The sequence below is a fragment of the Mycolicibacterium sp. ND9-15 genome (assembly GCF_035918395.1).
Taxonomy (GTDB): domain Bacteria; phylum Actinomycetota; class Actinomycetes; order Mycobacteriales; family Mycobacteriaceae; genus Mycobacterium.
In genome coordinates this window covers 1,160,433-1,174,926 of record NZ_CP142362.1, presented here as the reverse complement: position 1 = coordinate 1,174,926, position 14,494 = coordinate 1,160,433, and the positions used below count along the sequence as shown (strand labels likewise).

Sequence of the window (14,494 nt, the reverse complement as noted above, 5' to 3'; positions counted from 1 at the left end):
TCGGTGCGCTAGCGTTCGCTCAGCGACCGTTTGCGCACCGAACTCACTTGATTTCGGCCAGGACGGTGCCCTGGGTGATGGCGGCTCCGGCCTCGACTGCCAGGCCGGTGATGGTGCCCTCCTTGTGCGCGGTGACCGGGTTTTCCATCTTCATCGCCTCGAGCACCACGACGAGGTCACCAGCGGACACCTCCTGGCCCTCCTCGACCGCGACCTTGACGACGGTGCCCTGCATCGGCGCGGTCACCGCGTCGCCTGATGCGGCTGCGCCACCACCGGCACCACGCTTACGGGCCTTGGGCTTCTTGCGAACGACATTGGAACCGGAGCTGCCCGCACTGCCCGATCCGCCACCGAGTGCGAGGTCGCCGGGCAGCGAGACCTCGAGCCGGCGGCCGCCCACCTCGACGACCACGGTCTGGCGCGGGACGGTGTCCTCCTCCTCGATCGGGTCGCCACCGGTGAACGGCTCGATGGTGTTGTCCCACTCGGTTTCGATCCAGCGGGTGTGCACGGCGAAGCCGTCATCGTCGCCGATGAACGCCGGGTCGGACACGACCGCCCGGTGGAACGGGATCACGGTGGCCAGGCCCTCGACGGTGAACTCGTCAAGTGCGCGACGGGACCGCTCGAGGGCCTCCTCGCGGTTGGCGCCGCTGACGATCAGCTTGGCCAGCATCGAGTCGAACTGGCCGCCGATGACCGAGCCGGTCTCCACGCCGGAGTCCAGCCGCACGCCGGGGCCGGTCGGCGGCACGAACTTGGTGACCGGGCCCGGGGCCGGCAGGAAACCGCGGCCGGCGTCCTCGCCGTTGATGCGGAACTCGATGGAGTGCCCGCGCGGGGTCGGATCCTCGGTGATGTCGAGAGTCTCGCCGTTGGCGATGCGGAACTGCTGGCGAACCAGGTCGATACCCGAGGTCTCCTCGGTCACCGGGTGCTCGACCTGCAGGCGGGTGTTGACCTCGAGGAACGAGATCAGCCCGTCCTGGCCGACCAGGTACTCGACGGTGCCGGCGCCGTAGTAGTGGGCCTCCTTGCAGATGCGCTTGGCCGACTCGTGGATCTCCTTGCGCTGCGCGTCGGTCAAAAACGGTGCAGGGGCCTCCTCGACCAGCTTCTGGAAGCGGCGCTGCAGCGAGCAGTCGCGGGTGCCCGCGACGACGACGTTGCCGTGCTGGTCGGCGATCACCTGCGCCTCGACGTGGCGGGGCTTGTCCAGATAGCGCTCGACGAAGCACTCGCCGCGACCGAACGCGGCGACGGCCTCGCGGGTGGCCGATTCGAACAGCTCGGGGATCTCCTCGATGGTGCGGGCCACTTTCATGCCGCGGCCGCCTCCGCCGAAGGCGGCCTTGATCGCGATCGGCACGCCGTACTCCTCGGCGAACGCGACGACCTCGTCGGCGTCCTTGACCGGATCGGGGGTGCCGGGCACCAGTGGAGCCTGAGCGCGCGCGGCGATGTGGCGGGCGGTGACCTTGTCGCCGAGGTCGCGGATGGACTGGGGGCTGGGCCCGATCCAGATCAGGCCGGCGTCGATGACCGCCTGCGCGAAGTCGGCGTTCTCGGACAGAAACCCGTAGCCCGGGTGGATCGCGTTGGCGCCCGACTTCGCAGCGGCGTCGAGCAGCTTCTCGAAGACCAGATAGGACTCCGCCGACGTCTGCCCGCCCAGGGCGAACGCCTCGTCGGCGAGTCGTACGTGAGGTGCGTCGGCGTCGGGCTCGGCGTACACGGCCACGCTCTGGAGCCCGGCGTCCTTGGCGGCCCTGATCACCCGGACCGCGATCTCCCCGCGGTTGGCGACCAGCACCTTGGAGATCTTCGAGCTGGCGTGACTGGGCACTGCGCCTCCTGGTGCATGTCTAAGAATCGTCTTTAAGAATGTAACCCGCGCAGTTTATGCGCCCACGCGCTGGCCACGGCAATTGACCCTGGATAGCCGCACGGCTAGCTGGCATGGCCATGCGCCTCCTCGACGGCCGGGTGGCGATTGTCAGCGGTGGCGCGGGCAATTTGGCCTCTCCGCCGCAGAACTTTTCCACGCTGGAACCGCCGAAGCGCACGCCCTGGCGGTGATTGCCCGATTGGCCGAGCGCTCACCCAGGTACGGTTTCGGCGCTCAATTCTGTACCAGGTTGAGCGCTCGGCACAGTCAGCGCAAGCGCTTCTTGATGCGTGCCAGCATCGCCGACATGCCGCGCAGGCGCAGCGGGCTGATCAGCGCCGCGAGCCCCAACTCGGAATAGAAGTCTTCGGGCACTGCCAGAATCTCGTCGGCTGGCCGGCCGTCGAGTCCTTGGGCCAGGATTGAGGCGAATCCGCGGGTGGTCGGCGCCTCGGCGGGTGCGCTGAAGTGCAGCCGGACGTGTTCGCGATCGTCGGCGTCGACGTGCAGGAACAGTGGGGACTGACACTCCGGCACGGGCTCCATCGCGGCCTCTTCGAGGTCGGCCGGCAGCGGCGGCAACTCGTTGGCGAACTCCAGCAGCAGTTGCAGCTTGTCCTGGCCCTGCACTTCCTTGAAGTCGGACACCACCTCGGCCAGGGCGGCCGGCATAGTCACGGCGCGTCGCCTGGCTCTTCCCCGACAGCCACCGGAACCCGCACCGCGTTGCCCCATTCGGTCCACGAGCCGTCGTAGTTGCGGACACCGGGAAGACCGAGCAGGTGGGTCAGCACGAACCAGGTGTGGCTCGAGCGCTCACCGATGCGGCAGTACACGATCGTCTTGTCGTCGGGGGTGAGGAAGCCGTACAACTCCTCGAGTTCGGCGCGGCTGCGGAACCGGCCGCTGTCGTCGGCCGCCTTGGCCCACGGGATGGAGCGCGCGGTCGGCACGTGGCCGCCGCGCAGCGCGCCTTCCTCGGGATAGTCGGGCATGTGGGTGCGTTCGCCGGTGTATTCCTGCGGCGAGCGGACGTCGATCAGGGGAGCGGTCCCGAGCGCCTCGAGCACGTCTTCCTTGTACGCGCGGATCGGCGCGTCGTCGCGCTCGACGACGGGGTAGCCGGTGCTCTGTTTGTTCGGCACGTCGAGGGTGGTCTCGCGACCGTCGGAGATCCACAGGTCGCGGCCGCCGTTGAGCAGCCGGACGTCGGGGTGGCCGAACAGCGTGAACACCCACAGGGCGTAGGCGGCCCACCAATTGCTCTTGTCGCCGTAGATCACCACGGTGTCATCGCGGGAGATGCCCTTGCGGTTCATCAGGTCGGCGAACTGCTCGCCGCTGATGTAGTCGCGCACGTGAGGATCGTTCAGGTCGGTGTGCCAGTCGATCTTGACGGCGCCGGGAATGTGTCCGGTGTCGTAGAGCAGCACGTCCTCATCGGACTCGACGATGGCCAGCCCCGGCCGTCCTAGGTTCGCCGACAACCAGTCGGCGGTGACCAGGCGTTCGGGATGGGCATACGACTGCAGGGCAGGGTCTGGATCGGCAGGCAGTGGCACAACTGCGAGCCTACCGAGGCCCTTATTTGTCGTCAGGTCCGGTGACCGGGTTGGCGCGCCAGAGGTCCGCCAGCGTCAGCCCGGCGCGCTCGAACAGCCTGCGGACCAGGGGCAGGCCGATCCCGATCACCGACGACGGGTCGCCCTCGACGCCTTCGACGAACCAGCCGCCCAAACCGTCGAGGGTGAAACCACCCGCCACCGCCGTCGGCTCGCCGCTGGCCACGTAGGCCGCCAGATCGGCCGCCGATGGCGTTCCGAAGTGCACCGTGGTGGTCTCGGCCTCTGTCAGTCGACACGCTACGTCGTTGTCTCGCAACCGGATTGCGCAGTGACCGGTGTGGAGCTCACCGGCGGTGCCCGCCATCTGCTGCCAGCCGGCCAGCGCGGCTTCGGCAGAGGCCGGCTTACCGAGCAACGTTCCGTTCCGGAACAGCATGGAATCGCAGCCGATCACGACGCAGTCCGCCGCGACCGCCGGATCCAGTCCCGCGACCACGGCGTCGGCCTTGGCGGCGGCAAGCGCGACCGTGACCTCCGCGGGTGTGGCCGAGTCGTCGAGGCCGGCGACGACAGCGTCCTCATCCACCCCGGAGACCACGGTCAGGGGATCGATTCCGGCCTGCCGCAACACTTTTCGACGGCCGGATGACGCCGACGCGAGAACGACCCGCGTCATCGACGGCGCATGTGCGTCCGTTCCACGAGCGTCACCCGCTGCCAGCTGAACGCCGTGTAACGCAGCCGGTCGACCGGATGGCCCCAGAGGTTCTCTTCCTGCTCGCGCGGCTCGGCCGGTACGCCCGAGGCGGCGGCGAGCACCGCCAGCAGGGCGGCCAGTTCGTCTTCGCTCGGCTCGCCCCTGACCACCTGGATGTGCGCCTCGTGATCCTGCGGCGCAGTGGTTTCCTCGTTCGCCCCGCTCACAGGAGCTGAATTGTTCGCCCCGCTCACAGGAGCTGAATTGTTCGCCCCGCTCACACGAGCTGAATTGTTCGCCCCGCTCACAGTGGAATGTTCCCGTGCTTCTTCGGCGGCGTCTGCGTGATCTTGCGCTCCAGCAGCCGCAGCGCATTCGCGACGTAACCCCGGGTGTGCGACGGCGGAATCACCGCGTCGACGTAGCCGCGCTCGGCCGCGACGTACGGGTTGACCAAGGTGTCCTCGTAGGTCTGCTGCAGTTCCAGTCGCAGCGCGTCGACATCCTTGCCGTCCTTGGCGGCCTGACCGAGCTCCTGGCGGTAGACGAACCCGACCGCGCCCGCCGCGCCCATCACCGCGATCTGCGCGGTCGGCCACGCGACGTTCACGTCGGCGCCCATCTCCTTGGACCCCATCACGCAGTACGCCCCGCCGTACGCTTTCCGGGTGATCACCGTGATCTTTGCGACGGTCGCCTCTCCGTATGCGTAGAGCAGCTTGGCGCCGCGCCGGATGATGCCGTTGTACTCCTGGCCGGTGCCCGGCAGGAAGCCCGGCACGTCCACCAGCATGACGATCGGGACGTTGAAGCAGTCGCACGTCCGCACGAACCGGGCGGCCTTCTCCGATGCGTTGATATCCAGGCAGCCCGCGAACTGCGTCGGCTGGTTGGCCACGATGCCGACCGGGCGGCCCTCGATGCGCCCGAAGCCCACGACGATGTTCTGGGCATAACCCGCCTGCACCTCGAGGAACTCGTCGTCGTCGAGGATGCGGGTGATGACCTCGTGCATGTCGTAGGGCTGATTCGGCGAGTCCGGGATCAGCGTGTCCAACTCGAGGTCTTCCTCGGTGAGGTTGTCCTCGATCGGGCCCTCGGGAACCGGCTCCGGATAGCGCGGCGGATCGGCGTAGTTGTTGCTCGGCAGGTAGCTCAGCAGTTCACGTACATACTCGAAGGCGTCCTGCTCGCCGGAGGCCACGTAGTGCGCGGTGCCCGACTTGGCCATGTGGGTGTGCGCGCCGCCGAGCTCTTCCATCGTGACGTCCTCACCAGTGACGGTCTTGATCACGTCGGGGCCGGTGATGAACATCTGGCTGGTCTGGTCGACCATCACGATGAAGTCGGTCAGCGCGGGGGAGTACACGTGCCCACCCGCGGCGGCACCCATGACCAGCGAAATCTGGGGGATCACGCCCGAGGCCAGGATGTTGTTGTGGAAGATCTGGCTGTACAGGCCGAGCGACACCACGCCTTCCTGAATGCGGGCGCCCGCGCCGTCGTTGATGCCGATCAGCGGGCGGCCCGTCTTCATCGCCAGCTGCTGCACCTTGACGATCTTCTCGCCGTAGACCTCGCCGAGGCTGCCACCGAACACCGTGACGTCCTGGCTGAAGATGCACACCTCGCGGCCGTCGATCGTGCCGTACCCGGTAACCACGCCGTCGCCGAACGGGCGCTTGTCCTGCAGCCCGAAATTGGTGCTGCGGTGGCGGGCCAGCGCGTCGAGTTCGACGAACGATCCCTCGTCCAGCAGCGCGAGAATGCGCTCGCGGGCGGTCAGCTTGCCCTTGGCGTGAGTTTTTTCGACCGCGGCCGCACCGACCGGATGCAGGGTCTCTTCGGTCCGCCTGCGCAGATCGGCCAGCTTGCCTGCGGTGGTGTGGATGTCGATCTCGTGTTCGCCTGACGGCTCGGCCGACGGCTTTTGAACGGAGGTCATGGTGGTCGATGCTAACGAACGGCCAGCCAGCGACCGACGCCGCGTCCTTAAGATCTCCTTAACCGGCGTGCGCGACGTGCCGACGGGTGCCGGGTAGGCCGTATCTTCGAGACGATGGAGCTCGGACTCGACGGGGCGGCGCTGCGGGACGACGTGTCCCGCGGCTCGCAGGTGTGGCGGCGCATCGACGTGGTGGCCGAGACCGGATCGACCAATGCCGACCTGATTGCGCGCGCCGGCCGCGGCGAGAACATCGACGGCGCCGTGCTGATCGCCGAGAACCAGACCGCGGGCCGTGGTCGTCGGGATCGGAGCTGGTCCGCGGTGCCGTTCGCGCAGATCACGATGTCGGTGGGGGTCGACGTGACCGCGATGCCCAGTTCCGCGTGGGGATGGCTGCCACTGGCGACCGGGGTCGCTGTCGTCGACGCGGTGGCCGACACCGGCGTCGTGTCGGGTCTGAAGTGGCCCAACGACGTGCTCGCCGGAGGCCGCAAGCTGGCAGGCATCCTGGCCGAGGTCGCCGCGGCGCAGCAGGCCGTCGTGATCGGCGTCGGCCTCAACGTCTCGCTACGGGCCGAGGACGTACACGTCGAGGGGGCCACCTCGCTGCTCGAGCTCGGCGTCCCCGCACCTGACCGGCACCGGCTGAGCGTTCGGTTACTGCACGAGCTGGGCAATCGCATCGAATCGTGGCGGCTGGCCGGTGGCGCCGACGCCGAGCTGGCCGCCGATTACCGCGCCCGAAGCTTGACTCTGGGCATGGGTGTCCGCGCGTTGCTGCCCGGTGACCGGGAGATCGTCGGAGTCGCGTGTGACGTCGACGACCAGGGCAGGCTCGTCATCGAGGCCGATGGCGAGTCGGTGACGATTTCCGCGGGCGACATCGTCCACCTCCGGCCGACTCACTAGCGCGATTTGGGTGCGCTAACGATCGCTCATCGGGTGTTTGCGCACCGAAATCACCATAAGGTCATCCTCATGGGATACCCGGACAATGTGCTCGCCTCCGACGAGCAGGTGGTGCTGCACCGTCATCCGCACTGGAAGCGGCTGATCGGGCCGGTCCTGATCCTGCTCGTCGTGACCGCGCTCGCCGCGTTCGGCGCCGGGTATGTCAACACCCTCGACTGGGATCAGACCGCCCGCAATGTCGTGCTGATCGTGATCGGCGCGATCTGGCTGGTGATCATCGGGTGGCTGACGATCTGGCCGTTCTTGAATTGGTGGACAACGCATTTCGTGATCACCGACCGTCGCGTGATGTTCCGGCACGGCCTGTTGACCCGGTCGGGAATCGACATCCCGCTGGCGAGGATCAACAGCGTCGAGTTCCGCCACGGCCTGCTCGACCGCGTCCTGCGGACCGGCACGCTCATCATCGAGTCAGCCGCGCAGGACCCGCTGGAGTTCCACGACATTCCGCGAGTGGAACGGGTCCACTCGCTGCTCTATCACGAGGTCTTCGACACCCTGGGCTCGGAGGAGTCGCCGAGCTGATCCGGCCGCCCCGCGCGTCGCCTGGGCCGGTGCAGCGGAGTGACGTTTCCCTTTTCGTGCTCGGCGACCACGCCCTCGTGGTGGTCCTCGAGGAGTTCGGCGAGCCCGCCCGCAGTGAGCGACTCCATCGCCCGGTCGGGTTGGCGGCCGAGCTCGTCGGGGAACACCCAGCGCCGGAACGCCCAGAACCGGAACGCCATCTGCAGCAGGTTGCCCACGATGTAGGCCGAGATGAAGTCGGCGATGTTCTCCACGGTGAGGCTGACCTCGGGGACCCGCAGCATCAGTACGTAGCTGGAGAACCACAGCGGGGCCATGCTCAACAGCACGCCGACCCCGCTGACCCCGAAGAACAGCAGCGCCTCGTGATGGCGCTCACGCCCGCCGCGGTCGCGGAAGCTCCACTCGCGATTGAGGATGTAGGACGCGATCACCGCGACGATGCCGGCGATGATCTTGGCCGTGACCGGCTTGGGTTCGAGGACCGTGAGCTTGAGCGTGTAGAAGACCGACGTGTCGATGATGAACGTCGTCGCGCCGACGATCGCAAACTTGATCAGTTCGTGATGCCGTTCGAAGTACGGCCGTACCGGGCGGGGCAGCCGTGCGATCGTTGCATCGGTAAAGGACACAACAGCACAGTGTACGGAAATCGAGCACTCTACGCGTACACATGCAGGTGGGCGCTGGTACATGGGAGCGAGCCGGGCCGGCGCTCATGACACGATGGGAGCGTGTCGCAGAGCCTCAACGACCCACCCGTGGTGGCCATGGTCGGCGGTGGACAGCTGGCCAGAATGACCCACCAGGCGGCGATCGCGCTCGGTCAGACGCTGCGCGTACTTGCCCTCCACGCCACCGACCCGGCTGCGCAGGTGAGTCCCGATGTCGTGTTGGGCGAACACACCGATATGGAGGCACTGCGCCGCGCCGCAGCGGGCGCAGATGCCCTGACCTTCGATCATGAGCACGTGCCCACCGATCTCCTGGAGAAGTTGGTTGCCGACGGCGTCAACGTGGCTCCGCCACCGTCGGCGCTGGTGCACGCCCAGGACAAGCTCGTGATGCGTCGCAGGCTCGACGAACTCGGCGCCCCGGTGCCGCGGTTCGCGGCGGTGCGGGAGCTGTCGGACGTCGACGCGTTCGCGGCGCGAGTGAACGGCCCCGTCGTGGTCAAGACCGTGCGTGGCGGATACGACGGGCGCGGGGTGACGCTGGCGCGCGACGTGGCCGACGCGCGCGACGCCGCGCAACAGTACCTGTCGGGCGGGGCCGAGGTGCTGGTCGAGGAGAGGGTCGAGATGCGCCGCGAGCTGGCGGCCCTGGTGGCGCGCTCGCCGTTCGGGCAGGGCGCCGCGTGGCCGGTCGTAGAAACCGTGCAGCGCGACGGGATCTGCGTCGAGGTGATCGCGCCGGCACCCCGTCTGGATAACGAGTTACGTTCTGCCGCAGCGCAATTAGGTTTGCAGCTTGCCGCGGAACTCGGCGTCGTCGGCGTGCTGGCCGTCGAGTTGTTCGAGACCGTGGACGGTGCCTTGCTCGTGAACGAACTGGCGATGCGACCGCACAACTCCGGGCACTGGACCATGGACGGGGCCCGCACCTCTCAGTTCGAACAACACCTGCGCGCGGTGTTGGACTATCCGCTCGGCGATACGGCCCCGCTGGCGCCCGTGACGGTGATGGCCAACGTCCTTGGTGCTCAACAAGAACCCGAGATGACGATGGACGAGCGGCTGCACCACCTGTTCGGGAGAGTTCCGGACGCCAAGGTCCACCTCTACGGCAAGGGCGAGCGGCCCGGCCGAAAGATCGGGCACGTCAACATCATCGGCGATGCCACCGGTTCGCTCGACGACGATAAGTACGTCGCCGAGGTACGCGAACGCGCGGTCAGGGCGGCACACTGGTTGTCGCACGCGGAATGGACGGATGGATGGGACCCACATGAGTGATGCGCTCGCGCCGCCGCGGGTCGGCCTGATCATGGGCAGCGACAGCGACTGGTCGGTGATGGAGGACGCCGCGCATGCGCTGGCCGAGTTCGAGGTGCCGTTCGAGGTCGGCGTCGTCTCCGCACACCGCACCCCGGTACGCATGCTCGAGTACGCGCAGAGCGCGGCAGACCGCGGGATCGAGGTGATCATCGCGGGCGCCGGCGGGGCGGCTCACCTGCCCGGCATGGTGGCCTCGGCGACCCCGCTTCCGGTCATCGGCGTGCCGGTGCCGCTGGCCAAGCTCGACGGACTGGACTCACTGTTGTCGATCGTGCAGATGCCCGCCGGCGTGCCGGTGGCCACGGTGTCGATCGGCGGGGCCCGCAACGCGGGGTTGCTGGCGGTGCGGATCCTCGGGACGGCCGACGCCGCGCTGCGGCAGCGGGTGGTGCGGTTCCAGGCCGACTTGCACGACACGGTGCTGCAGAAGGACGCGGCGCTGCGGGACCGCCTGCTGGGGCGGTAGGTCGCCGGGGCGCCGGTACCGCGGGGAGTAGGGTCACCCGCGAGTAGCGAGGAGTTGCGAGGAACTTTCATGGCCATTTCAAATCCGTCTTTCGACCTCTTTCGGCTCTCCGACGAGCACAACGAACTGCGCGCGGTGCTGCGCGACCTCTGTGAGAAGGAGATCGCTCCGCACGCGGCCGACGTGGACGAGAAGGCGCGTTACACCGACGAGGCACTGGCGGCGCTGACCGCTTCGGGGATGGCCGCGATCCACATCCCCGAGGAGTACGGCGGGCAGGGCGGCGACTCGATCGCGGCATGCATCGTGATCGAAGAGGTCGCGCGCGTGTGCGCGTCGTCGTCGCTGATCCCGATCTGCAACAAGCTGGGCACGATGGGTCTCCTGCTGCGCGGCAGCGAGGACCTCAAGAAGCAGGTGCTGCCCTCGATCGCGGCGGGCGAGGCAGTCGCGTCGTACGCGCTCTCGGAACGGGAGGCGGGCAGCGACGCCGCGTCCATGCGCACCAGGGCACGCCGCGAGGGCGACGAGTGGGTGCTCAACGGTGCGAAGTGTTGGATCTCGAACGGCGGCCAGTCGACGTGGTACACGGTGATGGCGGTGACCGACCCGGATAAGAAGGCCAACGGCATCTCGGCGTTCGTCGTGCACAAGGACGATCCCGGCTTCTCCGTCGGCGCCAAGGAGAAGAAGATGGGCATCAAGGGTTCGCCCACCACCGAGTTGTACTTCGAGGACTGTCGCATCCCCGCCGACCGCATCATCGGCGACGAGGGCACGGGCTTCAAGACGGCGCTGGCGACGCTGGACCACACCCGACCGACCATCGGCGCGCAGGCCGTCGGTATCGCGCAGGGCGCACTCGACGCCTCGATCGCCTATGTCAAGGAGCGCAAGCAGTTCGGCAAGCCGATCGGCGACTTCCAGGCGGTGCAGTTCATGCTCGCCGACATGGCGATGAAGATCGAAGCCGCCCGGTTGACGGTCTACACCGCTGCCGCCCGCGCCGAACGCGGCGAGCCGAACCTCGGGTTCATCTCGTCGGCGTCGAAGTGCTTGGCCTCCGATGTCGCGATGGAGGTGACCACCAACGCGGTACAACTGTTCGGCGGCTACGGCTACACCACCGACTTTCCCGTCGAGCGGTTCATGCGCGACGCCAAGATCACTCAGATCTACGAGGGCACCAACCAGATTCAGCGCGTAGTGATGTCCCGCGCCCTGCTGAAGTAGCTGTCGTTCCGCGAGTCGGGCGATCAGCCCTTGGTGACTTTCTCCATCTGGCGGCGGCGGTCCAGCAGCGCCGCATCGGGATTGGCCACCTGGACAAGCGAAGCACCCGCCGCGAACACGGCCATCAGATTGCCGACGAGCGCGTCGGCGGTATCCCAGCCGGCACTGGAAAGTACGCGGTCGGATGCGCTAAAGCCCTGTGCCGCGGCAGATTCGCGGGCCGCACCGAGAACGTCGTCGACGCTGCGTCCCTCCAGTGCAAGCCCGGGCACGGGTTCGGGTGAGACCTGGTCGCCGTGCACCCGCACGGCGGTGGCGTAGTCCGTCACCCCGACCGGCAGGTCGGCTGCAGGTTTGCCGAACGGGTCCAGCGACAGCACCGCGATTTCACCTGTTCCGCTACCCATGCCCACCGCCTCGTCGGCCTCGGCCAGCCGGTCCGCGGTACACAGTGCGATGTCGGCGGATAACTCGGATACCCCGCTGCCCAGCACGACCTCCGCCCCGATCCACCAGATGCCGAACAGCACTGCGGCGGTCTGCCAGTGCGCGGGCAGCAGAACCGCGACGCGGGTCGACGGGCCCGCACCCAGTTCCTCGCGTAACAGGTTGGCGGTCTTGGCAGCCCAGTTCGCCAGTGTGGCAGTCGACAACTCGATGCGTTCGCCCGTGGCGTCGTCGTAGTAGGTGATGCGCGGCCCGGCGGGGTCCGACGCCATGAGCGGATCGAGGATCGCTCCGCTGAGCGTCGTCACGCTAGTTGACGCATGCCGGATCGTCCGAGCCGGCGGTCAGGATCGGGGATGGGGGCGGTGCGGTCTCGGTCGAACCGATGGCGACGGAATCGGTGACCAATGTCGGATCGCTGCCGTCCAGTCCGGACCCGGGGCCCGTGTAGTCGTCGGCCAGCACCACCCGCACCCAACCGGGACCCACCGACGGGTCCTCGACCACCGGCAGCCCGCCGAGGTCCTTCGAGACGGCTTGCGCGCCTAGGTCATCGGCTCTGGCCGCGCGCACCTGGCTGCTGGCCACCGGGTCGCCTTCGTGGTTACCCGTCGTGCCCTGGGTGAACCCTTTGTTGGTCAGTACCCGCGACACCGCGGCGGCCAGACCGTTGATGTCGGTGGCATTGACCACCTCGACGGTGGTCTTGTCGGGCGAATAGGCGATCTCCTCGGTCTTGCCCTGGTCCTGGTCGTGCAGCAGTCCTTCGACCCAGCTCTTCACCTCGCTGGGGTCCACCCGCACGACGCTCTGCATCCCGTCGTCGCTCCAGCCGTTCTCCTGCAGCACCGGGATGGTCGCGAATGCGACGTTGCCGGCAGCCAGATCCTGCAGCTGCTCGGCGAATTCCATGACGTCCCAACCGTCGGAGAGCACGACGGAACGTTGCACAGCTTCCTGCAGCCGGTTCAGTGTCGCCGGGCTGGACAGCGTCTTACCGGAGATCACCTCGTGCGCCAGGGAGGCCATCACCGCCTGCTGGCGTGTCACCCGGTCGAGGTCGCCGCGCGGGAGGTCGTGCCGCTGCCGAACGAAACTCAACGCCTGCGGGCCGTTCAGCTTCTGCCAGCCCGCCGGGAAATCTGCGCCCGAAAGTGGTTCGTACACTGCCTCTTTCAAGCACACATTGACGCCGCCGAGGGCATCGGTGATCAGTGCGAAGCCGAGCAGGCCGATCTCGGCGTAATGGTCGACGGTGACGCCGGTGAGGTTGGCCACGGTCTTGATCAGGGCTTCCCGGCCGGACTCGGTCGCCTGCGGCTCGGCGTCGGCCGGATCCATGCCCTTCTGTTCGACCAGCTCGGTTTTCTTCTCCAGGTGCTCCGAGCCGTACACGCCGTTGATCTTCATTTTGCCGATGCCCGGCGCCTCGACGTAGGAGTCGCGGGGGATTGAGATCGCGGTGGCGGACTTCCCGTTGTTGGGGATGCGGATCAGGATGATCGTGTCGGTGTTGGTGGCCTCGTCGTCCCCGGCCCGCAGGGTTGCCAGCTCCTCCTCGGACAGGGGGTTGCCGTGCGCGTCGGTGCGGCTGTCCATACCGACGAGGAGGATGTCGATCGCCCCGTCCTCGCCGCCCTCGCCGAGCGCGATCGACGAGATGTGATTGATGCCGGATTCGAACGACCGGATCTTGCCCCACGCAAGGCCGGTCCCGACCATCACCGCCAAGGCCGCGGACATGGCTATGACACGGAGCATTCGACCGGGCATCAGCCAAGGTTACTGGCGAGATGGGCGCAGACCGGGTAGCGCGCGTCGGCGTGCCAGACTCGTGATTGTGTCTGTTGTGGGTTCATCCGAGTCGGCCCGAATCGTTATCCCCGGCGCCGGCGGGATGGTGGGCCGGGTTCTCGCAGGTCAGGCACGCCGGCAGGGCCGCGAGGTGCTCGCGCTGAAGTCATCGGAGTGGGACATCACCGACGCGGCGGCCACCGAACGCGTCATCGAACCCGGTGACGTGGTCATCAACTGCGCGGCCTTCACCAAGGTCGACGACGCCGAGGCCGAACAGGCCCGCGCGCACGCCGTCAACGTGGAAGGGCCGGCCCGTTTGGCGCGGGTTTGCGCAAGGGTGGGCGCCCGCTTGATCCACATCTCGACCGACTATGTGTTCTCCGGCGCACAACGACGGCCATATGAGATCGACGACGACACCGGGCCCGTGAACGTATACGGCCGCACCAAGCTCGCGGGCGAGTCGGCGGTGCTCGCAGCGCTGCCCGCGGCGCATGTCGTTCGCACGTCCTGGGTTTACGAAGGGGGCGACGGGACGGACTTCGCGGCGACCATGCGGCACAGGGCCGCCGGTGACGGGCCGGTGAACGCGGTGGCCGACCAGACCGCCTCGCCGACCTACGCGGGTGACCTCGCTGCGGCGCTGCTGGAGGTCGCCGACGGCGCGATCCGTGCACCGGTGCTGCACGCCGCCAACGACGGCGAGGCAACCCGATTCGACCAGGCCCGGGCGGTGTTCGAGGCCGTCGGCGCCGATCCCGCGCGGGTGTGTCCCGTCGCCGGGGAGCGTAGGCCAGCGCCGCGCCCGCCGTACTCCGCGCTGTCCGGTCGGCGGTCCGCCCTGGCCGGGCTCACGCCGCTGCGGCCGTGGCGGGAGGCGCTGGCCGATGCGCTCGCGGCGTACCGGCCCGACGGGCCGCTACCCTCTACGCCGTGAGTTCGCAACCGTCGGTGCC

At 68.0% G+C, this 14,494-nt stretch carries 15 protein-coding genes; 6 read left to right on the top strand and 9 right to left on the bottom strand.

Annotation, left to right across the window (positions count from 1 at the left end; all coding sequences use genetic code 11):
• Window positions 1-43 precede the first annotated feature (43 nt).
• The 6 genes from QGN32_RS05750 to QGN32_RS05725 all read right to left on the bottom strand — a co-directional run bounded on the left by QGN32_RS05750 (window position 44) and on the right by QGN32_RS05725 (window position 6,098).
• Window positions 44-1,849 (bottom strand): ATP-binding protein, encoded by a 1,806-nt coding sequence (locus QGN32_RS05750; protein WP_326547673.1) that lies wholly within the window; start codon window positions 1,847-1,849, stop codon window positions 44-46.
• A gap of 309 nt (window positions 1,850-2,158) precedes the next feature.
• Complete coding sequence (locus tag QGN32_RS05745) at window positions 2,159-2,563, bottom strand: SufE family protein (RefSeq protein WP_326548951.1); 405 nt, start codon at window positions 2,561-2,563, stop codon at window positions 2,159-2,161.
• Between the two features lie 2 nt (window positions 2,564-2,565).
• Window positions 2,566-3,453 carry a sulfurtransferase gene (locus tag QGN32_RS05740; protein ID WP_326547672.1) on the bottom strand — a complete coding sequence of 296 codons (888 nt, stop codon included), beginning with the start codon at window positions 3,451-3,453 and terminating at the stop codon, window positions 2,566-2,568.
• Between the two features lie 22 nt (window positions 3,454-3,475).
• A complete protein-coding gene (locus QGN32_RS05735; RefSeq protein WP_326547671.1) occupies window positions 3,476-4,132 on the bottom strand; it encodes a Maf family protein in 657 nt (218 codons plus the stop codon).
• Window positions 4,129-4,380: an acyl-CoA carboxylase epsilon subunit gene (locus QGN32_RS05730; RefSeq protein ID WP_326547670.1), complete on the bottom strand. Its 252-nt coding sequence runs from the start codon at window positions 4,378-4,380 to the stop codon at window positions 4,129-4,131. Before QGN32_RS05730 ends, QGN32_RS05735 begins: the two co-directional genes overlap by 4 nt.
• 77 nt (window positions 4,381-4,457) lie before the next feature.
• Window positions 4,458-6,098, bottom strand: coding sequence for an acyl-CoA carboxylase subunit beta (locus tag QGN32_RS05725; RefSeq protein ID WP_326547669.1), 1,641 nt, complete (start codon window positions 6,096-6,098; stop codon window positions 4,458-4,460).
• Window positions 6,099-6,212: 114 nt separating this feature from the next.
• Between QGN32_RS05725 and QGN32_RS05720 the strand changes: the two genes are divergently transcribed.
• A complete protein-coding gene (locus QGN32_RS05720) occupies window positions 6,213-7,010 on the top strand; it encodes a biotin--[acetyl-CoA-carboxylase] ligase (RefSeq protein ID WP_326547668.1) in 798 nt (265 codons plus the stop codon).
• Between the two features lie 69 nt (window positions 7,011-7,079).
• The gene (locus QGN32_RS05715) at window positions 7,080-7,598 is read left to right on the top strand and encodes a PH domain-containing protein (RefSeq protein ID WP_326547667.1); all 519 of its coding nucleotides are present in this window, start codon (window positions 7,080-7,082) and stop codon (window positions 7,596-7,598) included.
• Here QGN32_RS05715 and QGN32_RS05710 read toward each other — a convergent pair.
• Entirely contained in the window at window positions 7,553-8,230 is a 678-nt protein-coding gene (locus tag QGN32_RS05710; protein ID WP_326547666.1) for a GtrA family protein, read from the bottom strand. The genes QGN32_RS05715 and QGN32_RS05710 overlap by 46 nt on opposite strands.
• A gap of 138 nt (window positions 8,231-8,368) precedes the next feature.
• Here QGN32_RS05710 and QGN32_RS05705 point away from each other — a divergent pair, with 138 nt between their 5' ends.
• The 3 genes from QGN32_RS05705 (at window position 8,369) to QGN32_RS05695 (ending at window position 11,294) form a co-directional block, all read left to right on the top strand.
• Complete coding sequence (locus QGN32_RS05705; protein ID WP_326548950.1) at window positions 8,369-9,553, top strand: 5-(carboxyamino)imidazole ribonucleotide synthase; 1,185 nt, start codon at window positions 8,369-8,371, stop codon at window positions 9,551-9,553.
• The gene (purE, locus tag QGN32_RS05700) at window positions 9,546-10,061 is read left to right on the top strand and encodes a 5-(carboxyamino)imidazole ribonucleotide mutase (RefSeq protein WP_326547665.1); all 516 of its coding nucleotides are present in this window, start codon (window positions 9,546-9,548) and stop codon (window positions 10,059-10,061) included. The genes QGN32_RS05705 and purE overlap by 8 nt, the downstream gene beginning before the upstream one ends.
• Window positions 10,062-10,130: 69 nt before the next feature.
• A complete protein-coding gene (locus tag QGN32_RS05695) occupies window positions 10,131-11,294 on the top strand; it encodes an acyl-CoA dehydrogenase (protein ID WP_326547664.1) in 1,164 nt (387 codons plus the stop codon).
• Between the two features lie 23 nt (window positions 11,295-11,317).
• Here the strand turns inward: QGN32_RS05695 and QGN32_RS05690 are convergent, their stop codons facing one another.
• Together QGN32_RS05690 and QGN32_RS05685 are read right to left on the bottom strand one after the other, a co-directional pair.
• Window positions 11,318-12,049: a TIGR03089 family protein gene (locus QGN32_RS05690; protein ID WP_326547663.1), complete on the bottom strand. Its 732-nt coding sequence runs from the start codon at window positions 12,047-12,049 to the stop codon at window positions 11,318-11,320.
• A gap of 1 nt (window position 12,050) precedes the next feature.
• Window positions 12,051-13,514 (bottom strand): LCP family protein, encoded by a 1,464-nt coding sequence (locus QGN32_RS05685; protein WP_326547662.1) that lies wholly within the window; start codon window positions 13,512-13,514, stop codon window positions 12,051-12,053.
• Between the two features lie 124 nt (window positions 13,515-13,638).
• On the opposite strand from QGN32_RS05685, the gene rfbD reads away from it, so the two are divergent.
• Window positions 13,639-14,475 (top strand): dTDP-4-dehydrorhamnose reductase, encoded by an 837-nt coding sequence (gene rfbD / locus QGN32_RS05680; protein WP_326548949.1) that lies wholly within the window; start codon window positions 13,639-13,641, stop codon window positions 14,473-14,475.
• Window positions 14,476-14,494: the final 19 nt, after the last annotated feature.

Coding starts and splice junctions, on each gene's coding strand:
- QGN32_RS05685 (WP_326547662.1), bottom strand. CDS start 13,514: ATGCCCGGTCGAATGCTCCGTGTCATAGCCATGTCCGCGGCCTTGGCG.
- QGN32_RS05720 (WP_326547668.1), top strand. CDS start 6,213: ATGGAGCTCGGACTCGACGGGGCGGCGCTGCGGGACGACGTGTCCCGC.
- QGN32_RS05745 (WP_326548951.1), bottom strand. CDS start 2,563: ATGCCGGCCGCCCTGGCCGAGGTGGTGTCCGACTTCAAGGAAGTGCAG.
- QGN32_RS05735 (WP_326547671.1), bottom strand. CDS start 4,132: ATGACGCGGGTCGTTCTCGCGTCGGCGTCATCCGGCCGTCGAAAAGTG.
- QGN32_RS05715 (WP_326547667.1), top strand. CDS start 7,080: ATGGGATACCCGGACAATGTGCTCGCCTCCGACGAGCAGGTGGTGCTG.
- purE (WP_326547665.1), top strand. CDS start 9,546: ATGAGTGATGCGCTCGCGCCGCCGCGGGTCGGCCTGATCATGGGCAGC.
- QGN32_RS05705 (WP_326548950.1), top strand. CDS start 8,369: ATGGTCGGCGGTGGACAGCTGGCCAGAATGACCCACCAGGCGGCGATC.
- rfbD (WP_326548949.1), top strand. CDS start 13,639: ATGGTGGGCCGGGTTCTCGCAGGTCAGGCACGCCGGCAGGGCCGCGAG.
- QGN32_RS05695 (WP_326547664.1), top strand. CDS start 10,131: ATGGCCATTTCAAATCCGTCTTTCGACCTCTTTCGGCTCTCCGACGAG.
- QGN32_RS05725 (WP_326547669.1), bottom strand. CDS start 6,098: ATGACCTCCGTTCAAAAGCCGTCGGCCGAGCCGTCAGGCGAACACGAG.